This window comes from Pseudobacteroides sp. (genome assembly GCF_036567765.1).
Classification (GTDB): Bacteria; Bacillota; Clostridia; order Acetivibrionales; family DSM-2933; genus Pseudobacteroides.
The window spans coordinates 20,195-43,011 of the sequence record NZ_DATCTU010000033.1 but is presented as its reverse complement, the minus strand read 5'-3'; the positions used below and the strand labels follow the sequence as shown (position 1 = coordinate 43,011).

The window sequence follows — 22,817 nt, the reverse complement described above, 5'->3', positions numbered from 1 at the left end:
CCTTTTTCAGATTGAGCAAAAAGTTATCAAATCCATTGTTTTACATATACCTCAAAAGTCTATTTCTCTGTTATTAAAGTCTCACAATCAGCCGAAATTTATAATATATTAAAATCAATTAATCTATACATTTGATTTTAATATAGTTTACCATTTGATCAAATGTGGAGGCAACTTATTATGATCAATTTATCCGGATATGAAATTGGTGAGCAGATATTTAAAAGTCCTGATACAACAATCTTCAGGGGCAGAAGTATTTCTGACAATAGTGAGGTTATTATAAAGGTTTTAAACAACGAATACCCTACGGCTGAAAGGTTGGAAAGCTTCAGAAGAGAGTATGAGATTACAAAAAGGTTGTCAGGAAATAAAATAATAAAAATGTATAGTCTTGATATCTATAATAATAGCTTGGCTATGATTATGGAAGACTTTGGGGGAAAATCATTAGCTGATCTATTAAAAGCAAATAATTTTACTTTGGCAGAAAAGCTGTCTGTTGCTATTGATATTGCTGATGCATTAATGCAAATTCACAAGCAAAATGTTATCCATAAGGATATAAATCCATATAACATTGTGTGGAACATGGAAACCAATCAACTGAAGATTATAGATTTTGGTATTTCTACAGATCTTAAACTCGAAAAAACACAAAATTTATCTGTTCTAGAGGGAACATTGCCATATATTTCGCCTGAGCAGACGGGAAAAGTCAATAGAATAATAGATTACAGATCAGATTTCTATTCTCTTGGCGTTACATTTTATGAGCTTTTTACAAGCCAACTTCCTTTTAACGGAGATGAGCTGGAAATAGCTTATGGTCATATAGCAAAAATTCCAAAGGAGCCCAAAATAGTTAACAGCGAAATTCCAGCTGCCATTTCAGATATAATAATGAGGTTAATGGCTAAAAATGCTGAAGACAGATACCAGAGCATACACGGTCTAAAATATGACCTGCAATACTGCTTGGAAAACCTGGATTCTCGTGAAAAATTTATTAACTTTGAGACAGCTCAGAAAGATTTTTCAAGCAAGTTTCATATTCCACAAAAGTTATATGGAAGAGAAAAAGAGCTTTCAAGCCTTATTAAAGCTTTAGAATCATTGCATATGAGAGAGCTCAAATTGCTGCTGGTATCCGGTTATTCAGGTATTGGAAAAACCTCCATCATAAGGGAAATGCATAAAATAATTATAAATAAAGGCGGTTACTTTATATCAGGCAAGTTTAATCGGCTTCAGCGTAATAACCCATATAGTGCTATAATTCATGCCTTTAAAGAATTAATTAGAAGCATTATATCCCAATACAAAAACATAGAACGGTGGAAAGAGCTTTTAATTGAAGCCTTGGGCTCCAATGCCAGAATCATTACAGACCTTATACCTGAATTAAAGCAGATTATAGGAGAACAGCCTAAAGTATCAAAGCTTAATCCTGCCGAAGAGAAAAACAGATTTCAAATGGTATTTCGTGATTTCATAAAAGTCTTTTCCAATAAAGAACACCCACTTATTATATTTTTAGACGATCTTCAATGGTGTGATTTTTCAACAACTGACTTTTTGAAATATATCCTTACATCAATAGAAGTTGGAAATTTATTAATTATTGGAGCCTATAGAGACAATGAAGTAGAAAAAGGACACCCACTTTTGTCAATGGTTGAAGAAATAAAAGATATGCTGGGTAATAATTTTTTCGATCAAATACTTCTTGAGCCTTTGCCGGAACATACAGTAAATCAGATGGTTGCAGATACACTGAAATGCCATTATACAGATACATATATTCTCACAAGCTATATATATAGAAAAACAAAGGGCAATCCCTTCTTTACCAGGCAATTGTTAAATTCCCTTTATCAAAAGGGTGTATTTAAGTTTGACGACAACGAGGCTCAATGGAAATGGAACTTGGATGAGATAGATGAAATACAGATAAGCGATAATGTTGTAGGATTTTTAATTCAAACTTTAAATTTGCTTCCTGCTGATTCTTTGGAAATTATTAAAAAAGCCTCATGCATCGGCAATTCCTTCGATCTGAGGACTCTTTACATGATAAGCAGCGAGCTTGAATACATTCCAGAAGCATTATGGGAAATAATTGATAAGGACCTCATTGTACCTTTAAATAATAATTACAGATTACTTCGTATGCCCAGAGAGGAATTTATGAAATCCAATATGGATATTAGGTTCCGTTTTAGCCATGACAGAATTCAGCAAGCAGCTTATTCACTGATTCCTGATAACGACAAGCTGTTAATTCATCAAAAAATCGGAAGGTTTCTATTTGATTCATATAGCCGCAAAAATAGCCTGGATAGCAGTATCTTTGAGGTAGTAAACCATTTAAATATTGCAAAAGACTTGACTGTAAATATTAAAGAACGTATTAAACTTATGGAACTAAATTACACAGCAGGAAAGAAAGCTAAAGCTAGCACTGCTTACGATATTGCTAAAAACCATTTTAAATTTGGAAAAACCTTATTAACTGAGGAAGAATGGGGGGTTTACCCTGAAAAGCTGTTTGAATTATCTTATGAGTTTGCTGAATCAAATTTTTTAGCTGGTAATATGGGGGAAGCATTTGAGCTTTGTAGCAATTTATTTGATGTTACCTCAAACGATATTGATAAAGCCCGTGTCGTTTCACTTAAAGCAAAGATACTTGATAATAGAGGGGAAAGGAAAGCAGTAGTTATTGACGAAATTAGAAATGGGCTTAATATACTGGGTGTTAATTTGCCGGTAGATACAGAGGAAATAAATATCAGGCTTGCTGAAAGAATAAATAAAATGCAAGCTTATTTAAGTGAACCACAGGTAGAAAATTTGGTAAATCTCCCCATAATGACTGATGCACATAATATTATGATAATGAAACTGTTTTTTCAAGTACAGCCTGCTGCTTTCCAGTACTATCCTCCTCTAAACTTTTTGGTACAACTTACTATGCTTGAGATGGCATTATCTCACGGAATTACTGAAGTATCATGTAAAAACTTTGCAGAATACGGAATAGTACAAGGCTCATTAATGGGTAACTTCGAAGCGGGTTATAGGTTTGGACAGGCTAGCTTTGCACTTCTAAAAAAGCTTAATGCCGAACCCTTTAAAGCAGGCTGTTATTTTATATTTGCTACGTTTATTTCACACTGGAGAGCCCACTACTCTGAGAGCCTGAATTATTTCGACATGTGCATTAAAAGTGCTTTGGAAACAGGTGATATGGAACACGCCGTTTATTCCTGTACCCATAAGTTAAGCCTGATTCTTTATTCAGGAAAGAACCTCAATGATTGCAGATCTGAAGCCGACAAAGTGCTTAAGTTTTTTAAAGAAGTAAATATTTCGTTATTGGAACCTTCTGTCAAAATTTTTGTTCACACCATAAAACAGCTACAATCAACATATAACTATGAGAATGAAAACTTCTTATTAGAGGATGCTATCCAGTCCCAAAACATTTGGCTTTTGTGCCTTTTTGGCCAGTGTAATATAATGTTAAATTTTATTCTTGGAGACATTGAGGCTGCAGATAGATGGAATTCGTTCACCCAACCTTATTTGACGGGCGGAACAGGCCTCTTTCCAATGCCTGATTATTATATGTTTCAATCCTTGATGCTTGTAAAAAAATATGAAGAAGCATCCCAACATGAAAGAAATATTATGCTTGAAACAGTTTTAGAAAATATAGAAAAATTAAAAGTTTGGTCTGAAAACAGCCCATCTAACTTTACACATAAGTACCGAATAGTATGTGCAGAGTTTGCAAAAATTCAAAAAGAGCCCCTTGAAATAATAATGTCTCTATACAAAGACGCATTAGATTCCATAAATCCTGGGGACTTTATCCACATGAAGGCACTTATTAATGAATTAATCGGAGAATTCTGGATTAGTAGAAATGAAGAATTTATCGGAAAGGTGTATATAAAAGAAGCATATTACTTTTACTCACAATGGGGAGCTTTTGCTAAAATAAGACTTTTGGAAAAACAATATACCAGGTTTTTTACCGATTTCAATAAACTAAATTTAAAATATGCAAGCCCCAATAAAAAACATATAAACACTAAGTTTACTGAAGCCTTATCTCTAGACCTAGGATCAATACTAAAATCTACACAGGCAATTTCAAGTGAAATAAAGATAGACAAACTGCTAAAAGTTCTTATGAATACAATCATTGAAAACGCAGGTGCACAATCCGGTTGTTTGATTTTAAAGCACGACACAAATAGCAATCTTTTTGTAGAGGCATTAAAACCCAAGGATTCTGAAGAAATTCAGGTTATGAATTCTATTCCTTTTAATGAAAGCTCTGACTTTTGCCCTGAAATAGTTCAGTATATAGTCAGAACAAGAGAAAATATTGTTTTGGATAATGCTTCAAACAATCCAAATTTTCAAAATAGCAAATATATTTCTGAAAACAAAACCAAATCAGTGTTGTGTATGCCAATAGTTTACCAGAATGATCTAAAGGGCATTATTTACTTGGAAAACAACCTTATGGAAAATGTATTTACAATTGAGAGGATAGAAACATTGAAAATTCTATCCTCCCAAATATCAATATCTATCGAAAACGCACAGCTTTATGAGAATTTGGAAGGAAAGGTCAGGGAAAGGACCCATCAGCTGGAACTTGCAAATAAAGAGCTAAAAGAGTTAGCATTGCACGACCCTCTTACAAGGCTGCATAACAGGCGCTATGTTTATGAGTATATATCAGGCTTGTCTGAGAGCTTTGTAAAATCCAAAGCAGCTATTTATTTTAACAGGCAAAAGAGAGATTTGAGCATTGGAAATAATGTTATAGGTGTATATCTAATCGATCTTGACTTTTTTAAGAATGTCAACGATACATATGGTCATGCAACAGGAGATGAAGTACTTGTCAAAATAACAAAGGTTCTGAAAAACCTCATACGGGATGATGACTATATAATTCGCTGGGGTGGTGAGGAGTTTTTAATCATACTTAACAAAACCAAAATAGAATACTTAAAAGTATTTTCTAAAAAAGTACTGGATATTGTAAGCCAAACTCCTATAGAATTGGTGGAAGGTCAAAAAATATTTGTAACATGCTCAATAGGGTGCACTTTCTTACCCTTTGAGCCGGAATTATCAGAATTCTTTACCCTTGAACACACCATAAATATAAGTGATTTTGCCATGTATAAGGCGAAAGAAAGAGGACGAAACCGTGCAATTCATGTCAATCTCCAAAACTTGGGGAAATACAGCAAGGAGGAAATACAGAAGTATCTGACAAGTTTAAAAAGAAATTCAGAGGTTGATGAAAAGTTTTTTGTTTTTGAAGAAATATATTAAAGTGGTTAACAAAAGAAGCCGTCTGATAATCCTGGCGGCTTTTTTTGTTCATGATTCAATATAAATCTTATCAAATCAAAATTGATCTTATAAACCCAATCCTTCTCTTTACATCCTTTTCAATCTCATTGAAAATTTCCATAGCCATCCTAATATCATCTTTTGTGGGATTAATCCCTCCATACCTGGACCTGTTAAATACTTCAGAAATGTTTCCAATATCAAGCCCAGCCTCTTGAGATACCCTAATTGAATAAATTGAGGGTGTTTCATAACTCTTTATCCCCATTCCTGCTTTAGCAAGTAAACAGGTAATTCGGCCGAATATGCCCTCTAAGGAGTCCTTGCAACTTGATCTTGAGATACGCCTTTTCCACATGATTTTCCTGAATAATATAAAAACCCTGATTGCAGCTATTACAGACATAAGGCCTAATGGTATAGAAAATATTTTGAACCACATGGGAAGGCCTGTGAAAAACCCAATGAAAAAGCTTATAAAGGCACCGATACTCTCACCCACACCTTTAAAGAACGCTATGATTTCCTCTGTTGTATCTTCAGCACTTACAGTGGGTTCAAATACCATCCAGCCGTATCCTGCAATAAAAACCTCAGGAAACGCATGAGCGTGTTTGTCCCTTACCATGTATTTACCCGTTACAGGGTCCAACTCCCTCGCCACATAGCCTTCAACGTATCTGGCCGGAAGTCCCGCAGCCCTTGCAAGAATAACCATGGATGAAGCAAACTGAACACAAACCCCTTTCTTGCTTTCAAACAGAAAAAAATCGTTATAATCCATATTCCTAGAGATCCTTGGAGGTTTAAGGCTATATTTATAGCCCGATGAATGAAAGTAATTCTGTATGGCCAATGCCTTTAAATAATCACTGTTCTTTCCCTTTGTAATCTTTTCCGCCAAGTTATAGACCCTTTCAGGCATATTATCCGGTAGTCCGGTATAATACCTGGATGCAGCATTATAATCATCGGCAGAATAGAGCAGCTTCACAAGCAGATCCGTGTTTTCTTTACTATCCTTCACAATGATATTTAAATTATCTTTTTTAACCAGAGATTCAACTATATCCTCTTTTAATAATTTCACCGCCTGAAATTCTCTTGTAGCAGGGAGCATATTATGAGAAATATAGCTTACTGTATAAGCATCATCCAGTAATGGCCGGTTCCTACTCTTGCATATTAAATTTTCTAAAATGGAAAATGTATAATAGCTTTTTCTATTATTTGTAACAGAAACAACTCCTGGTGGGGTTAGATATGATGATGAAAATGCAGTCTTTGGAGTAATTACTGCCTTTTTTTCTTCCATAGGAGAAGACCTATAATTATAAACATCATCAAAAACCTTAAGCTCAGCAGGTACTTTTGGCTTATTCTCGTAGTAATTTAATAAAGCAGTAAAACTATTTATATATCCCTGCTTATTCGAGTAAAATTCAAAACTTTCTTCATTTTCCATATATTCATCGCCTATGGACCAGCGATTGTTCTCATATTTATCCCAGCTCTGAACCCTTAAATACAGAGGCTCATCTGCTTCTACCTCAAAAAGGACTCTGTTTCCTACAGGTACCCCGGCAGATGTGATAAAACTTTCTTTCTTTAAACTCATAGGGTTAAAAAGCCTGAAATTATTCTGGTTCTGGATTGCGTTTTGCATCGCACTACCAAAGGGCTGTATGGTTTGACTAATTATTGCATCCAGATAAACAATTTGAGGTACAGTATAAGGCTTGGGAGCTATAATTGCAAACACTGTGGTCAATAAAAGAAACAGGAACATAGCTGCAATATATGACGGATTCCGTATAAACTCAAACCTTGCTTTATTTACAGTCTTATTCCTGGCTCTCTCAACACAAAGTGAAAAGAAAAATACCGCAAACATTAAAAACGGGATAGATATTTCCTTATCCGATTTTGCTGAATAAAACAAAAATGGAATAAACCCTACAAGGAATAACACCCATATCCTGAAGCTTACTGCTGTGAAATAATAAACTGTTGTAGAGAACATGTAGGCTGATATAAGAAGGGTTCCTATCCAGTATCCTGGTATCATAACTCCGTTATCCGACTGGGACAAAAGCCAGCCAAGAAAACGGCCTCCCTGTGAATATCCTGTACTCATTAATATAAGAATTGCTGCTGAAAAATATACCAGGGAGCCAAGAATAAAAAGCAGCCCTCCACTTGACCCCTTTTCCTTCAAATTACTAAGAGCCATGAAAAGCATGCTGTTTACGACTAGCGATATTAAAAGGGTTAGAATAACATTTGCCCCAAAAATCGAATCTACAGTCCACAGTGTAAGTGAAACTGAAAACATCAACGGAAATAGGCTTTCCTTTAATTCCAAAATTTTATCCTTCATACTTTCAGTATTCCTTTCCCCAAATCTACACCAGTAAATTCTATATTCGCGACAGCTAAAACGCTTCTGAAAGATCCATTCCCATAGGAACCTCATATATTGTTCCTTGATCTGTCTGATCAACCTTCACCCTGCCAGCTTGGTTATCCATATTTATAACAGAGACCAGGTTCACATAGTATTTGTTAAAGTTTAATTGGCCAACAGCCTCCATAAGGCTTTCATCAACAAGGCCCGTAAAAACAATAATCTCTCCGCCGCTGAAATTACGACTGTTCTTCTTTTGCGCCATAAGGCTTTCTATAGGGAGCCGGAATTCTCCCGTTAAATCATTTTTATCAATAAAATAGTAAGCCGCCAATCGGTTCTGCAATTCCCCTATGTTCTTTTTTTCATTTACTGAATAAATCTTCCATTGACCTTCTTCGTAAAGCCAGATGTCCGATTCGCTGTTTGTTGATACGGTACCATTTGCTACAGCAAGCATTGCTTCAAGAATTTTTTCTTCAATGTATATTGCATCTTCATTTTTTTCAGACTTTGGCCTGTTAAAAAACCTTGTTATAAAATTACCCTTTTCACCCTCAACGGATTTTACAAGACAAGGGTCCACTATAAGGCATTTCTTTGGTATACCTCTTCCCTCATCCTTTCGTACCATTAGGACATCTTTTTTGGCCGATAGCTTCCAGTGGATCTTGTGAAGGGGATCACCCGCTGCATATTCTCTGAATTCATATCCAGGCTCTCCACTGGTAAATATCATGCTGCTTGTGGTCAAATTAGTATCTTCAGGCATCAACGCAAGTGCTGTGTTCTGCATTATCTTGCTATTAAGATTAATACTGTATAGTCTGGGTATAACAGTAATTTCTCCACACATTGTGCTTAAATCAATGCCCTTTGTCAGTCTGATACGAAAGAATCCAAGATAATCCTTAATAAATACACTTTCCACACCAATTCTGCTTACTCCCCGGGTTTTGGCACAGTACTCTATCGATATGGTTTTTTTCACTTTTGATCCCAGAGAAAATCGTATGTCGGAGGGCGAAGAAATAGTAAAATTCTCACTTTTAATAAACGATACATCGATAAAAGGGACAGGTAGTATGGATTTATTGTGAATATGAAAGTTAACTTTTACAACTCCATCTTTTTCAACCTCAACTGTAGGGGCATCAATGGAAAACGTAATCCTTCCCTTGAGAGGAATCGTAAGAATGACTGAAATAAATAGAGCGAAGATCAGCATGTAGAGCATAAGCATAGTGTTGTCCCCGCCTAGAAAATAGGAATAAAGATAAAGGAAAACACCCATAGATATGTAAACAATAAAATTTCTCATGTTTCCAATCCTTTACTTTTAAATTATGTTGATAAAGGTAAAATAATAAATAATTATAATACAGGCACTTTCACATTTTTCATGCAGCTGCTAACAACATCAGCAGCGGTTACATTTTTCATTTTTGCTCCAGATCCCATTATTATCCTGTGTGCCAGGACCGGTACAGCCATTTGCTGTATGTCATCGGGAACCACATATTCCCTTCCCTTTATAAATGCCCACGCTTTTGCTGCCCTATACAGGTTAAGGCTTCCTCTGGGGCTTACACCAAGTATAACCTCAGAGCTTTTTCGAGTTTCCTCAACAATATCTATAATATACTCCTTAAGTATAGGCTCTACTCTAACCCTTTTTACCTGCTCCTGAAGATCCAGTATATCGCTTGTACTTGCTACAGCCTTCAAATCTGATGCAGGATTGCTGCTTCCAAACCTGTCCAGGATTACCATTTCGCCTTCCCTTCCTGGATACCCTATTGTTAGCTTCAAGAAAAATCTATCCATCTGTGCCTCGGGAAGAGGATATGTACCAAAGCATTCTACAGGGTTTTGAGTTGCAAGTACCATAAATGGTCGCGGCAAGCTGTAAGTTTTCCTATCAACTGTAACCTGAAATTCTTCCATTATTTCTAGAAGACTTGACTGGGTTTTTGGAGATGTCCTGTTAATTTCGTCAGCAAGAAGAAAATTACACATGGCAGCTCCTTCCTTATATTCAAACTCCCTTGTAGATGGGTTAAACATGGAGAATCCCATAACATCAGATGGCATTACATCAGGAGTAAATTGGATTCTATTAAAAATACCGTTTACCGATCGTGCTAGAGCCCCTACTATTTGTGTCTTTCCAACACCTGGAACATCTTCAATCAGAACATGCCCATCACATAAAAGTGCTGTAACAAGTTGTTCCAATACCGGCCTTTTACCGACTATTATCTTCTCAATGTTATCAAGCAAAACCTTTATACTGTTGTTCATTATTCCTATGCTCCTTATAATTATGACTTTATAAAATATTATACCATCAGTTAATAACCAATAAAATGATTTTATTATATTATTTATTACATAAACTTATGGGTACTAAATCTTGTCCAACCTAATTTTGTACAACCTTATAAATAACTCTATCAAACAACAGGTACTTCGTAAAAGCAGCAGTAAAAGCAATAAGGGATAGCAAACGCTATCCCCCATTACCTAATCAATATTACTAATCATCCATCCCAAATCCCTGCATCATATTTTTTTCTGTTTCTAACGCTCCAGGGAAATCAAATTTCTGTGGAGGGCTGAATTCGTCAAATGGGAATTCTATTGTTTCGAAAAGTTCGCATGGATTTTCATCAGTTGCTGCTATGCACTCTTTGTTCGGGAAACTCAACATTAGAATTGGTGCGTAAACATTCTGAACATTCTTCTTCTACAGTACTAATGATTTTAGACCATTTCATAATTGTGCAAGAATCCATATCCTTCATTTGCTTTACTAATAATTTAAGTTCCACTCTTTCATTAATAATAGAAAAAAACCTTTCAAGTTCAGGATCATTGGAAGTCAAATTAGCAACTGTTAATGCTAGACTTTCTGTAAATTTATAATTTCTTATATTAGAACGTCCTAATAAGTAGTCAAGTGAGACATTAAAAAAATCGGCTATTTTAATTACTGTCTTCAACTCTGGATCACTGCCTCTTGATTCCCAATTTGCAATACTTGTTCTTGGTATCCCAAAAGCTTCTCCTAAATCCTTTTGTGAAAGATTTTTTTCTTTTCTTAAGAGTTTTAGTCTCTCTGCTAATACTGCCATAAATACTACTACCTCTTATTAATAATGTAAGATTATTTTAAATATGTTATAAGTATTAACATATTTATATTGGTTATACTATACCGAAAACCTTGGTATCGACTTTTAATTCGTTATACATATGAATATTTAACTTCTCTTCAAAGGAGTTTATGGTATTTTTGAAACATTTTTTAATAAGGGTGATTTAAATATAGTATTTACTTCAAAATACTTTCAGCCTGATTCAGACTCTTTATATCCGTCATTTAAATTTGTTGCACCAATAATTACAGACATAGATGAAGAATTAGATTTTCCATTTAATCTACTAAAAGGACATAAAGTTGTTTATATATCTATGGGCACAGTTTTTAATAATACTCTGAATTTTTATAAAAAATGCTTTGATGCTTTTAAGGCGATAATATAAAGGTGCTCCTTTCTGTGGGAAGCAGGGTTTCATGCTGTTGCTTCCTAGGTGCATTCAGGTCCATTAACAGCCAGGTAGTTACTATGCTTTTATATGGTGAAAGCCTACTTGTACGCTTTCTTTTGGGTTTAATCTCTTGGTTAAAGTCTTCCTTTTCAACATATTTTTTTACTGTTGAGAAATCATGTCCTGTTATTTCTGAAATTTTTCTTAAGCTTTTACCTTCATATTTGCTCATATTTTTGATACGATATATTTGTTCCATTGTCAGCATCCTTTCTTTGCCCCTTTAGTCTAGTCACCTAAAAGGGTATTATATTAATGGGGTGCTTGCAATGGATTTTCCATTTTATGCGTGTTTTTTTAAGTTCCGCAGTGCTTGGTTTTTATTTTACCGAAAACAGTAATAATTTTCTTGCTATTGGCCATTTTTAACCGTATCTCGGCTGTACCCGTAAAACATATACTAGCTAGTTAGCTTTTTGGGTATTTTACACGAATCTTGCTAGCCCCTTATTTAATAACATTCATTGGAATTTTAAAAATTACCATAGTACCGATAAGGAAGAATATTGAAATAGTCCAAGCAATTAAAGGCTTTTTGTAATGAATCCTTAACATGGTAAACATTATCATAGTAAATTCCATCCATTATCGTAACCGAAGCATTTTTGTAATACAAGCTATAGCCATGTATCTCGTTTTATTAATAAAATATATTTATTATACCACTGTTAAGTAACATGCTATAATAAATAAATATATATAAGAAAAGAGGTGCTTTTTTATAAAAGCAAACTATACAAAAATAAAAACAAATGAATATGAAACTGAAGGGAAAGTTGCATACATAAAATTGCAAAAAAAAGATGGTACTACTATTAATACTATAATAGATGCTGAAGACTTAAAAGGAGTTTTGGAGAAAGGTCCTTGGTTTGCCCAGTGGCATAAAGATTTTAATAACTACCTGGTACAATCTAAACACGAAGAAACTGTGGGTGGTAAAAAACAAATCGTAAAACAAACCCTACAATCATTTTTAATGAGTGTCCACACCAAAGCACCTATTCGCCACTTAAATGGAGATACCCTCGATAACAGAAGATGTAATTTGGAATTATACAAGCAAGATAAGGTAAATGACTATACAGAATTCAATAAAGATACTATCGCCATCATTTTACGAGATAAATATGGAAAGGAAAACGGAAAAACTCTTATTGATAAAGAAGACCTGGAAAGAGTAATTGGAACCGGTTACCGTTGGGTTTGCCACAAAATTAACAAACAACCATTTGCTGTTGCAAATACACCTGGTGGAAGGATATTCCTCAATAGATTTGTTATGCAAACAGTTGATAACCAAATAACCAATGCAATTAATCTAAATACATTAGATAACAGAAAAGTTAATTTGGAACATATTGTTTTAGAAGAAGATACACCAGACAGCTTTCACAAAAAATTTTAAGGAAAGAAAATATTATAAAGGCCTAATGGGAGCATAGATGCTCTCTACTGAAAAGTATAGTTTAAAAGTAGCTTAAATCTACGTCTTTGAGGTTTTAGAAATTTCTTAATTAATTATTGAAGAATTTGCTATGCTAAACTAAAACTTAAAAGCATTGATATAGCAGTTTTCAGAATTACCCTTCAGTAGAGAACACAGATGCTCCCATTAGGCCTAGTATGGAAAACTATATGCTACATTTGTTAATGAATAATCATAAACAACTTGGCTTCTAATGAAATTATCTGCATAGAACATTACTACAAAGAGAAAGAAAAAACATACAAGTATTGTTAAAAATGATACATTACAAACAAAGAAGGGAGACCTAACTTAGAGGAACAAAAAATTTGTCTTGACAATTGAGACATTGTATGTCAGTGTATCACCTACATTTAAGACATTGGGTATGGCTTCTGATGCCATTGCTGTTCATCAAGCAAATCATCCTCAAAGCTGCGAATCTTTCCATCCGCATTCTGAAAGAATCTTTTTGGCCTCATCAAAAGCAGCATCCTTAATCACCGCTTCAGAATTTCACCAGGGCATTTTGTCACAAACATTTAGAGCAGGTGAAGCCAGAAAAGGCTTTGCGGTTGTTGCAAATGAAATACGTAGGCTTGCATAAGACTCAAAGAATACTGTTTCAAAAGTACAAAATGTAGTAGAAGAAGTAACCAGCTCTGTTGAAGCATTAATTGAAGATTCCAAGGATGTACTTTATTTTGTTAATAGCAAGGTTATAAATGATTATAATGTATTAGTAAAAACAGGATAACATTATAGTCAAGATGTTGATTTCACAAGTTAAGATAATGACAGCTACCCTTTCACTAGGCCTATAATGAATAAAATGAAAATACAATAATAAACAACTACAACAGTCTCTATACTTAAATAGGCGACTGTTGTTTAATTCTGAGATGGTTCACTTTTTATATAAATTATTTCTTACTTTTTATCGTTGCAATAATACCTTGAACTCAGAATTTATTATATCAATATTTTGAGGAGATTGATTCATATCCAAAAGCTGTGTGTGCAGCTTTTTTATTTCATCATACTTACCGATTCTATTATATATTTTCCCAAGTCTAACAGCATACTTTATAAGGGGATCAATCTTGTAAGCTTTTAATAAACACTTTATTGAAAGTTGATACTTACCTTTTTTATATAGTGAGCTGGCTGCATCACTTGCCTCACGGCTAGTTGTTAACTTATCAAGAAATTCTTTCTCATTTTCATTCTTTTCTATCTCATACAGGTTGTTTATTGCACCCCGATTATTAGGATCAATCCCTAGGGCTTTGGAGTACATTTTTTTGGCTTCTTCAAAATTATCATGCAGCTTAAAATATTTTGCAAGCCTGGTACAAGCAGCAGAGTTGTTGTTATCCATTTTCAGAATCATTTTGTTTATTTTGAACGAATTTTCTCCCCAATTGTTTGCCAAGGCCATTTCGACGGCTTTGCTTATTAATTTGTTAAGTATATCTCTATTCATTATAAAACCACCTTTCGTTATATTTTTTCCAATATCCAGGCTGGTCATACCAAGGATGTAGTCTTTGTCACTGCTTCAGAGAAGTAAAACAGCTATATGCAACCATCTTGTAATCCAAGCTGGACTTGAATGTTAATGCTGTTGAAAGGTAAATTACTATCGATAGTTTTAAATTCACTTAGCAAATTCACATATCCACAACATTCACACCTGAACCTCAGACCATTTAATTTTGTGACTTCCATATCAGGAAGATTAAACATTACTGATTTGCAATTGTAGCATACCAGTGATTTGAAATTAAACATTATATTTTCTCCTTTCATTTAACAATACACGAGGCAAATAAAAAAGAAGAGCCAAGACTCTTCCATTTACCAAGTAAATAGGATATTACAGCACAAGTATTACTAAATGAATGGGCTATATGCAAGGTACATACCTTATATTACAAATAATTAAAAAACCTTAATAATATTGGTAAAAATAAATTTACATAATTCATAATGTAATATTGGCTAAAAGCCTAATTCAGCATTTGGTTCTCAGTATATCGATTAATAAATGCCAGCATGTTATAATATCATAATAATAACATATTGGCAATATGGGATGGAATGGTAATATAGTGGATTTCTAAGAGACTAGAATTTTAATAGGTATAAATAAAATAGATTTATTGATGTTACGTTTGATTATAATAGTTTTATTTTAGGAGTCCCGCCAACATTTCCGATAAAACCCACGCTAAGACAATAATTGGAAGCAAGATGGCGTTTTACCTATAGGCCTAGTGAAAGGGGAAAACCTCTTATACTGTTATACTGCAAAGTGAGTGTAAAAAAATGGTTGTTTATAGAAATTGGCCTAATGGGAGCAACCGTGTCATTAGGGGCAAGGTAGATCTGAAAGGTAGTAAAATAGCCTTTTTCGCAGATTGCCTTTTTTATAAATCTTAAATTTGCTTTATATGCTTCAAAGCATTGATATGGCTGATTTTAAAATTTACTTTGCCCTTGGTTACAGCTATGCTCCCATTAGGCCTACATTGGCCACCTTTTATTCCTCATTCAAGGTCTATTTCACTTTATTTACACGTGCAAATGCTATTATTTCATCTGCTGCTTTTTTTGCTCCACCTGCATTTCTAAGTGATATAAAAATTGGCATTTCCTATTTATGCTTGGGTATTCCTAGACTGCTAAAAGCATTAAGGTGAACTATCTTGAAATGTATTTAACTGAAAGTGGTATATTAAGGTAAAATTAAACTTTCCTATGCATTAGAAAAAAGAGCCTTATGGCTCAGTTTTCCCCGCACTTCTTTATATCTCAGGAAAAAGGTTTGATTTTTAGTAGTCCAAACTGCTCGGCATACTTATTATATAGAATTAAATCGGTTCTTCCTGTTCTTTCTGCAATAGGCTTCATGCGAATTAGAAAAATTTTTTTCGCATCATCGGAGAGCTTTTCAAAATCATACCATGAATTTTCTTTCAAATTATTCACCTCATATACATAGTAACACATAAAAATATGATTGTCAGATTTATTTTCCTTATTATTGGCATACACTGATATTCATTTATCTGGTCACACGCGTGAGGAAGGACTTAAGTTGATGCATCAACTTGTCAGACCTAAGTACTTCATTCATGTCCATGGTGAATACAAGCACTTGAAACAGCATATTAATCTTGTGCAGTAGTTAGGTATGACACAGGAAAATATTTTGATTATGGAGATCGGACAGGTGCTTGAGGTCAATTCCAGCCAAGCCAAAATGAATGGGAGTGTCCCATAGAGCAAGGTTCTTGTGGATGGACTTGGCATTGGCGATGTTGGGAATGTTATATTAAGGAATATGAGGAGCTTTTAGAGGATGGACTGATTATTGTTGTTGTAACTGTACAGAAGGAAACCGGAAATATTAATATACACCCTTCTATCGATTAGTATAGTTAAATTTTTCTGATAACATATTAAAATATCTTACCAGACTGCTGTACCATACCATAGATAAAATTAAACCATGAGCAAAAGAATGTTATAATATAACTGAGGGGGCTATTATATTATGAATCAAGAATATCGCATTTTACAAATTGACCCATATCTGCGACCTTTTGCGGATGACATAGAATTACGCATGAATTGTTATAAAAAAGCCAGACGCAAACTAGTTGAAGACGACAAAATGCTTACGTCTTTTGTCAATGGGCATCTTTATTTTGGTTTTCATGCCAAAGAAAATGGCTGGGTATACAGAGAATGGGCTCCAAATGCTCAAGACGTTTACCTCATTGGTGATTTTAACAACTGGAATGACCAAGTTCACAAGTTGAAAAGGTTGGACAACGGGGTCTGGGAGCTACTTGTCGAGGGAGAACTTCCACATGGTTCAAGGGTCAAACTGAAAATCAAAGCCAACAACCATATATATGACCGTATACCGCTATATTGTAAGCGAGTAGTGCAAAACTCTGAGTCAAATCAATTTGACGGAATGATATGGAACCCACCTGTTCCTTTTAACTGGAATGACAAGGGATTTGTACCACAGCAGCCTTTATATATTTACGAATGCCACATAGGTATGTCTGGTGAAAAAGAAAGTGTATCTTCATTCTTAGAGTTTGCAGACAACGTGCTGCCCCGCATTAAAAAGCAAGGCTACACAGCAATCCAAATTATGGCTATCATGGAGCATCCCTATTATGGCTCCTTTGGATATCAGGTATCCAATTTCTTTGCAGTATCTTCTCGCTTTGGAACGCCAGAAGACTTTAAGGCTCTTGTAGATAAAGCTCATAGTGTGGGGATTGCAGTTATAATGGATTTAGTACACTCTCATACCGTAAAAAATACGGTTGAGGGATTAGCTGAATTTGACGGAACGGATTATCAATTTTGCCATCATGGAAACAAAGGTGATCATCCTGATTGGCACACACGCTTATTCAACTATGGAAAGCTAGAAGTCCAACATTTTCTACTGTCCAATGTTAAATATTGGTTAACTGAATATCACTTAGATGGCTTTCGTTTTGACGGTGTGACTTCTATGATGTATCATCATCATGGAAGGGGAACCGCTTTTGACAACTATAAAAAATATTTTTCCATGGATACCGACCTTGAATCAATTACATACCTTCAGTTGGCCACCGAGCTTGCAAAAGAAGTAAATCCCAACTCCATACTTATAGCGGAAGACATGAGTGGGATGCCAGGTATGTGCCTACCAATTATTGATGGTGGTATTGGCTTTGATTACCGCCTTGGCATGGGTTTGCCTGATTTGTTAATCAAGATGATGAAAACGAAAGACGAGAATTGGCATATGGGAAAATTCTGGAATGAGCTGACCAATCGTCGGCCACAGGAAAAAGTAATTGGCTACACTGAATCACACGACCAAGCACTCGTAGGTGACAAAACCTTGATGTTCTGGTTGGCAGACCATGACATGTACTGGAATATGAATAAGGACGGCAAAAACGAAAGAATTGATAGAGCAATTGCCTTGCACAAAATATTACGCTTCATTACCTGTGCTGTTGGAGGAGATGGATACCTCAACTTTATGGGTAATGAATTTGGACATCCTGAATGGATTGACTTTCCTCGCGAAGGCAACGGTTGGAGTTATAAATACGCAAGACGTCAATGGAGTTTAGTGGATAACCCAAACCTAAAATATGAGTATCTTTATAACTTTGACGCAGCTATGCTAAGCTTTTTAACTAGTAACGACTTGTATAAAGAACCTGCTCGTCTTCTATTGGTACATGAATCCAATAAAGTTTTATCATTTATCAAAGGGAATCATACATTCATTTTCAATTTTCACCCAAGTAATAGCTATGTACATATGTTGAGCGATACTTCCGCATTTAAGCTGGTATTTCATAGTGCTTGGCAGTGCTTTGGAGGTTTTGTGGATGAAGTGTTAAACACGGGGTTACTTTGTAAGGATGGTGTTGTGGTAGACCGTAGAACAGCAGTTGTGCTTAAATACAATCCATGATGTTGAAGTATTGCCGGGCAGGGAATAAATAGTATACTGAATTTTACATTTACTTTTATCAGAAAGTGTGTTATGCTACAATGACACACTAGATATCGCGGGGTGGAGCAGTTGGTAGCTCGTCGGGCTCATAACCCGAAGGTCGTTGGTTCAAGTCCAGCCCCCGCAACCATAAAAAATGAAGGCTTAAAAGATTAAAAATCTTTTAAGCCTTCATTTTTTATGGTAAATCGACCGCATTTACTGTTACTGCCAAGCAATAAATACTAAAGGTTATTGTAGCAAGGTGCCATTATTCTGCTAGCTTATTTGACCTTGTTTCAAAAAGTCATTAGACATTAACAAATGGCCAAAAACTAATTTTATATTCCCAAAATGCGGGTGTCGAGCTATTTTGCCCAAAATCTAATAAAATTGGACAGAGACGGTCAGCTTGCCGAAGTTGGTATTATTGGTTAGCACACTGAGAAGCGTTACTCATACCGGACCTAACAAGTCACCTTGAATTCTTAGTATTGGGGAATAGATAGTTCCGATCGTGCTTAGAATAGCGGTAATAAAAAAGGGTAAATCCCCCGAGATTGTAGCAACTCACAATCCATCAATCTGGGGGGCATTCTCTCTATCTATCAAATCAGAGTAAGGTTACAGCTTCTTTATCTTTAAATAATGTAGCTTTTCCCATGATTAAATCGGATAGCGAGAGACTGTCTTTATAATATAGGAATTGAATAGTTAGAAAATCAGCATTTCTTGATACATATTTGCCTTGCCGCTCACGAATTTTTCTACTTGGCTTATCAAAAACGGTTAGTACATCTTCGGGCTTTATTTCACTTAATTTCATCTCAATACCTCCTATGTTATAGTTTTTCCACGCATCAAGTTTGGGTAGTGAAGCACCTTCAGCATGGCTCTCAAAATTTGTTAATCCCCATATGAATCCATTCCCTGTGCATCGCACGAATTCTCATTGACACATAAAATTTAGAAAGCTACCTCAAAAGAGATAGCTTTATTCAACGGAAATTTAATCGAGATAAACATTAGTTGCTTGAAGACCACGTTGACCTTTTTCTATATCAAAGTTCACTCTTTGTCCTTCATCCAAGCTTTTGTAGCCATTTGACTGGATTGAAGAAAAATGAACGAATACATCATCTCCACCATCCACGGCAATAAACCCAAATCCTTTTTCTGCGTTGAACCATTTTACTGTACCATTATTCATATTGGTACCTCCATCAATTATATTATATTTCGTTGCAAAAACAAAAACACATATTCTCGCAAATGACCTTAAATCATTTACAAAAATATGTGCAAATAATTATCACTTTTAAATACTTTCTTAGTTTAGCATATGTTTAACGATTTGTCAATTAATCTAACAAAATATGGGTAAGCATAAAAACATGGATATTTATACTACTTTTATCCTTCCAATTCATTTCAGTTCATTTTTCAAATTTAAAATTAACATACTGGAATAAATATTAACAAATCCCGTATCCTCTAACATGAGTATATTTCATGGTAGATGATTCATTTGAATAAAACTATAAAAGTCGATCCAGATACTTTAAGTAGTATAAAAGTGATGTTAACACAAAATTTAAATTTAAACCAAATAAATAATAACCTTAAGAATGACAAAAAAGTTATCCTATTCCATACTACTTTAAGAGGATTAATACACCGTGAATTAGGTAAAACATGGGATAAGCAAAGTAAAAGCTGGATTGACCTGGACCCGATTCCTGCAAAACCAAAAAATTATATTAGTGGTCAATTGGTACTTGACGTAATTAATAATATTGAAAAGGATCACCTTTAGCTGAAAAGAGTGCAAAACCATTGGATAATCCCAAACCAAACCAGGATATCAAAGTCATTCCTGATAGTCCCAATGATCAACAAGACAATACGCAAACTATTCTCCAAAAAATGTATAAGCTTCAGAAAGATATTGATGAGATTAAAAAAATTGTTCTTCAATTAAGTAGGAATAACCCTGAAAATAAGATGATTGAAGTTGCTGACGAATTTATCAAAATTTATGCTAGCGAAAAAAGTAAGGCATATAAAACATCTTTTGCTAGTGAAAGCTGGGATTGAATAGAGTTGTTTTCTGTTTTTATCGATTTTCTGGCATATATTGCCCCATAATCTTCAGGCTTAAGTAAAATATCAAATTCCTTGTTCTGGTTCACCAAATACTTCCCCCTTGCATCCCTGTCCTTGGATTAAAAAGTTTATTACAAAATCAAAAAATCTATATTCTGAACGTTCGTCCTCATTATACTGAATAGTAATTCTCTCAACAGATCTTTCATTAAGTTTTCTCATGTCATTCTCCTTGGTATATTTAATTTTCTATATATAATAATTTATCACTTTAATTAATACCGACTCAATTTGAGTCCTACAATTATTATATGTGTAATAAAGAATCATATTTGTGCCACATTTTGTATTTAGGTTTAATAACCTGACTATTTATTGTAATATGTCTCAATACTGCACATATATTATTTACCAGTGTCATAGTTAGTCCTTAGAATTATAATGATATTTATAATCAGTGATATTAAAAGGGGCACTTAAAATGCAAAGAGCCGCAATTTATGTTCGTGTAAGTACTACAGAACAAGCCCTTGAAGGGTATTCAATACCAGCACAGCTATCACTTTTAAAGAAATATGCTGAAACATATAAATATATTATTTATAAAATATATCAGGATGCCGGTATAAGCGGCAAAAATATCGAAGATAGACCTGGGCTACTTCAATTAATAGAAGATGCAAAGCTTGAAAAGTTTGATTTAGTTATGATTTGGAAACTGAGCCGTTTAAGCAGAAGTCTATTAGATCTTTTAAGTGTTGTAAACACTTTAAATCAACATAAAATTTCACTTTTAAGCTACTCTGAGCATTTTGATACTTCAACTCCAATAGGTAAAATGTTGCTTCAATTACTCGGCTCTATTGCAGAATTTGAAAGAAATACAATTATAGAAAATGTAAAACTTGGAATGAGTGAGAGATTTAAACAAGGTCTTAGCAAATCATCTATACCATTTGGGTATTACTATGAGGGTAAGAACATATATACCGATGAACATAAATCATTAGCAATAAAAGAAATCTTTAAGCGTTATTCAGAAGGTGCCAGTATAAACGATCTGGTAGATTACCTAAACAGTCAAGGATTTAAAAATAGAATAGACAGACCTTGGAGATATGAAGTTGTATTTAGAATGCTTCAGAATGAGTTTTATATTGGTTATGTTACTACTGGAAGAAAAGACCTAAAAACATCCAAATACGAGAAATGTAAAGGTATTCACGAACCTATTATAAATGATGAACTATTTATGGAAGTACAAAAGAAAATCAATAATAATAAAAAAGCTGCTTATGTCCGTAAACCGGATGCTGACCAACTGCTTTCTGGAATAATTCGCTGCCCTCTTTGCGGTAAAGTAATGTATTATGTAGAAAGCTGCAATACAAAAAAAGGTTGTAAATATTATACTCCATTGTATAGATGTGGTGCTTCAAATGTAAACCGGAAACAATGTAAAGGTTTTAGCATTAGTAAAAGGAAAGTAGATGAACAAGTACTAAAGAAACTTGAATCTATTATTGACCAAGATATAATAAATGAGTTGGCTCAGGCGGCTATAAACTTAAAGAACACTGAGTCTATTCAGGATAAACTAAATTTGGTTGAAATGAATCTTAATGAGGCTATTAAAGTCAGAGATAAGTATATTATTCTTTTTGAAACAGGAAAAGTTAATATGGATATTTTCTCAGACAGAATAAATGAATTAATCGGGAAAATCACTACTTACCAAAAAGAGAAAGAAAATCTAACAAATGAACTATATGCACAAGATGTTGATTTAACAGAAGTATTAAAGAGCATAAAGACATTTATAAATCTTTATCAGTTCCTGACACCCCAGGAAAGACGTGAAACAATCAGTGCTTTAATAAAAAAAGTAACCTTAAATTCAGATAAGGAAATTGAAATAATAGAGCTAGTTGGTGGCTTTATTCTGTGAACCTTCATACTGGTTTTGAACACATTTTTCTTTTTCAATTTTCCTTTTAGCTACACGGATCATCATTTCTACCATCTTATCACGGAAAGGCTTAAATTCTGGTGCTTTCAATATAAGGAGCCTTAATTCATCCATTGATATTCTTTTTTCCATTTATCTCACCCTTGTTGATATTACTATGCGGTGAGATGATTGTCCTATGAATGAAGTAAGAGTGCCTTTTCAAATTATCTATACAAATTCGGTTTTTAAAAGATTCTTAAGAATATTAATTGAATAATAAAGTTTTTACGTAAACGGTAAACCGGAAGTACCTACCAAAAAGAACACCAGATACCGCCGTGTT

The 22,817-nt window shown here is 34.3% G+C and carries 19 protein-coding genes and 1 tRNA gene; 9 read left to right on the top strand and 11 right to left on the bottom strand.

What is annotated here, in order from left to right; genetic code table 11:
* Window positions 1–180 precede the first annotated feature (180 nt).
* Complete coding sequence (locus VIO64_RS05705) at window positions 181–5,370, top strand: protein kinase domain-containing protein (RefSeq protein ID WP_331916060.1); 5,190 nt, start codon at window positions 181–183, stop codon at window positions 5,368–5,370.
* 70 nt (window positions 5,371–5,440) lie between these two features.
* On the opposite strand, the gene VIO64_RS05700 is transcribed toward VIO64_RS05705, so the two are convergent.
* The 5 genes from VIO64_RS05700 to VIO64_RS05680 all read right to left on the bottom strand — a co-directional run bounded on the left by VIO64_RS05700 (window position 5,441) and on the right by VIO64_RS05680 (window position 11,612).
* On the bottom strand, window positions 5,441–7,771 hold the full coding sequence (locus VIO64_RS05700) for a transglutaminase-like domain-containing protein (RefSeq protein ID WP_331916058.1): 2,331 nt from the start codon (window positions 7,769–7,771) through the stop codon (window positions 5,441–5,443).
* 55 nt (window positions 7,772–7,826) lie between these two features.
* Window positions 7,827–9,119, bottom strand: a complete 1,293-nt coding sequence (locus VIO64_RS05695; RefSeq protein WP_331916056.1) for a DUF58 domain-containing protein — start codon at window positions 9,117–9,119, stop codon at window positions 7,827–7,829.
* A 53-nt stretch (window positions 9,120–9,172) separates the two neighbouring features.
* The gene (locus tag VIO64_RS05690; protein ID WP_331916054.1) at window positions 9,173–10,102 is read right to left on the bottom strand and encodes a MoxR family ATPase; all 930 of its coding nucleotides are present in this window, start codon (window positions 10,100–10,102) and stop codon (window positions 9,173–9,175) included.
* A gap of 368 nt (window positions 10,103–10,470) precedes the next feature.
* A complete protein-coding gene (locus tag VIO64_RS05685; protein WP_331916052.1) occupies window positions 10,471–10,935 on the bottom strand; it encodes a helix-turn-helix transcriptional regulator in 465 nt (154 codons plus the stop codon).
* A 395-nt stretch (window positions 10,936–11,330) separates the two neighbouring features.
* Complete coding sequence (locus tag VIO64_RS05680) at window positions 11,331–11,612, bottom strand: hypothetical protein (RefSeq protein WP_331916050.1); 282 nt, start codon at window positions 11,610–11,612, stop codon at window positions 11,331–11,333.
* Between the two features lie 591 nt (window positions 11,613–12,203).
* Here VIO64_RS05680 and VIO64_RS05675 point away from each other — a divergent pair.
* Together VIO64_RS05675 and VIO64_RS05670 are read left to right on the top strand one after the other, a co-directional pair.
* Window positions 12,204–12,821: a hypothetical protein gene (locus tag VIO64_RS05675; RefSeq protein ID WP_331916048.1), complete on the top strand. Its 618-nt coding sequence runs from the start codon at window positions 12,204–12,206 to the stop codon at window positions 12,819–12,821.
* 394 nt (window positions 12,822–13,215) lie between these two features.
* A complete protein-coding gene (locus tag VIO64_RS05670; protein WP_331916046.1) occupies window positions 13,216–13,488 on the top strand; it encodes a hypothetical protein in 273 nt (90 codons plus the stop codon).
* A gap of 330 nt (window positions 13,489–13,818) precedes the next feature.
* Here VIO64_RS05670 and VIO64_RS05665 read toward each other — a convergent pair whose 3' ends face one another.
* Together VIO64_RS05665 and VIO64_RS05660 are read right to left on the bottom strand one after the other, a co-directional pair.
* Window positions 13,819–14,367, bottom strand: a complete 549-nt coding sequence (locus VIO64_RS05665) for a hypothetical protein (RefSeq protein WP_331916044.1) — start codon at window positions 14,365–14,367, stop codon at window positions 13,819–13,821.
* A gap of 1,331 nt (window positions 14,368–15,698) precedes the next feature.
* A complete protein-coding gene (locus VIO64_RS05660; protein ID WP_331916042.1) occupies window positions 15,699–15,866 on the bottom strand; it encodes a hypothetical protein in 168 nt (55 codons plus the stop codon).
* Between the two features lie 121 nt (window positions 15,867–15,987).
* Here VIO64_RS05660 and VIO64_RS05655 point away from each other — a divergent pair, with 121 nt between their 5' ends.
* The 3 genes from VIO64_RS05655 to VIO64_RS05645 all read left to right on the top strand — a co-directional run bounded on the left by VIO64_RS05655 (window position 15,988) and on the right by VIO64_RS05645 (window position 18,568).
* Complete coding sequence (locus VIO64_RS05655; protein WP_331916247.1) at window positions 15,988–16,074, top strand: hypothetical protein; 87 nt, start codon at window positions 15,988–15,990, stop codon at window positions 16,072–16,074.
* Between the two features lie 369 nt (window positions 16,075–16,443).
* Window positions 16,444–18,396: an alpha-amylase family glycosyl hydrolase gene (locus tag VIO64_RS05650; protein ID WP_331916040.1), complete on the top strand. Its 1,953-nt coding sequence runs from the start codon at window positions 16,444–16,446 to the stop codon at window positions 18,394–18,396.
* 96 nt (window positions 18,397–18,492) lie between these two features.
* Window positions 18,493–18,568 (top strand) — tRNA-Met (locus VIO64_RS05645).
* Window positions 18,569–19,030: 462 nt separating this feature from the next.
* On the opposite strand, the gene VIO64_RS05640 is transcribed toward VIO64_RS05645, so the two are convergent.
* Window positions 19,031–19,243: a hypothetical protein gene (locus tag VIO64_RS05640; protein WP_331916038.1), complete on the bottom strand. Its 213-nt coding sequence runs from the start codon at window positions 19,241–19,243 to the stop codon at window positions 19,031–19,033.
* Window positions 19,244–19,426: 183 nt separating this feature from the next.
* Window positions 19,427–19,627 carry a cold-shock protein gene (locus tag VIO64_RS05635; protein WP_331916036.1) on the bottom strand — a complete coding sequence of 67 codons (201 nt, stop codon included), beginning with the start codon at window positions 19,625–19,627 and terminating at the stop codon, window positions 19,427–19,429.
* Between the two features lie 318 nt (window positions 19,628–19,945).
* Here VIO64_RS05635 and VIO64_RS05630 point away from each other — a divergent pair, with 318 nt between their 5' ends.
* Complete coding sequence (locus tag VIO64_RS05630) at window positions 19,946–20,233, top strand: hypothetical protein (RefSeq protein WP_331916034.1); 288 nt, start codon at window positions 19,946–19,948, stop codon at window positions 20,231–20,233.
* Window positions 20,234–20,253: 20 nt separating this feature from the next.
* Window positions 20,254–20,514, top strand: coding sequence for a hypothetical protein (locus VIO64_RS05625; RefSeq protein WP_331916032.1), 261 nt, complete (start codon window positions 20,254–20,256; stop codon window positions 20,512–20,514).
* Window positions 20,515–20,586: 72 nt separating this feature from the next.
* Here the strand turns inward: VIO64_RS05625 and VIO64_RS05620 are convergent, their stop codons facing one another.
* On the bottom strand, window positions 20,587–20,745 hold the full coding sequence (locus VIO64_RS05620; protein WP_331916030.1) for a hypothetical protein: 159 nt from the start codon (window positions 20,743–20,745) through the stop codon (window positions 20,587–20,589).
* A 259-nt stretch (window positions 20,746–21,004) separates the two neighbouring features.
* Between VIO64_RS05620 and VIO64_RS05615 the strand changes: the two genes are divergently transcribed.
* The gene (locus VIO64_RS05615; protein WP_331916028.1) at window positions 21,005–22,471 is read left to right on the top strand and encodes a recombinase family protein; all 1,467 of its coding nucleotides are present in this window, start codon (window positions 21,005–21,007) and stop codon (window positions 22,469–22,471) included.
* On the opposite strand, the gene VIO64_RS05610 is transcribed toward VIO64_RS05615, so the two are convergent.
* A complete protein-coding gene (locus tag VIO64_RS05610) occupies window positions 22,448–22,624 on the bottom strand; it encodes a hypothetical protein (protein WP_331916026.1) in 177 nt (58 codons plus the stop codon). The genes VIO64_RS05615 and VIO64_RS05610 overlap by 24 nt on opposite strands.
* Window positions 22,625–22,817: the final 193 nt, after the last annotated feature.

Excerpts from the sequence above, each read along its gene's own strand:
- VIO64_RS05655 (WP_331916247.1), top strand. The coding sequence starts at position 15,988 with ATGCATCAACTTGTCAGACCTAAGTACTTCATTCATGTCCATGGTGAA.
- VIO64_RS05695 (WP_331916056.1), bottom strand. The coding sequence starts at position 9,119 with ATGAGAAATTTTATTGTTTACATATCTATGGGTGTTTTCCTTTATCTT.
- VIO64_RS05690 (WP_331916054.1), bottom strand. The coding sequence starts at position 10,102 with ATGAACAACAGTATAAAGGTTTTGCTTGATAACATTGAGAAGATAATA.
- VIO64_RS05640 (WP_331916038.1), bottom strand. The coding sequence starts at position 19,243 with ATGAAATTAAGTGAAATAAAGCCCGAAGATGTACTAACCGTTTTTGAT.
- VIO64_RS05665 (WP_331916044.1), bottom strand. The coding sequence starts at position 14,367 with ATGAATAGAGATATACTTAACAAATTAATAAGCAAAGCCGTCGAAATG.
- VIO64_RS05650 (WP_331916040.1), top strand. The coding sequence starts at position 16,444 with ATGAATCAAGAATATCGCATTTTACAAATTGACCCATATCTGCGACCT.
- VIO64_RS05700 (WP_331916058.1), bottom strand. The coding sequence starts at position 7,771 with ATGAAGGATAAAATTTTGGAATTAAAGGAAAGCCTATTTCCGTTGATG.
- VIO64_RS05705 (WP_331916060.1), top strand. The coding sequence starts at position 181 with ATGATCAATTTATCCGGATATGAAATTGGTGAGCAGATATTTAAAAGT.
- VIO64_RS05635 (WP_331916036.1), bottom strand. The coding sequence starts at position 19,627 with ATGAATAATGGTACAGTAAAATGGTTCAACGCAGAAAAAGGATTTGGG.
- VIO64_RS05620 (WP_331916030.1), bottom strand. The coding sequence starts at position 20,745 with ATGAGAAAACTTAATGAAAGATCTGTTGAGAGAATTACTATTCAGTAT.
- VIO64_RS05610 (WP_331916026.1), bottom strand. The coding sequence starts at position 22,624 with ATGGAAAAAAGAATATCAATGGATGAATTAAGGCTCCTTATATTGAAA.
- VIO64_RS05680 (WP_331916050.1), bottom strand. The coding sequence starts at position 11,612 with ATGGAACAAATATATCGTATCAAAAATATGAGCAAATATGAAGGTAAA.
- VIO64_RS05615 (WP_331916028.1), top strand. The coding sequence starts at position 21,005 with ATGCAAAGAGCCGCAATTTATGTTCGTGTAAGTACTACAGAACAAGCC.
- VIO64_RS05685 (WP_331916052.1), bottom strand. The coding sequence starts at position 10,935 with ATGGCAGTATTAGCAGAGAGACTAAAACTCTTAAGAAAAGAAAAAAAT.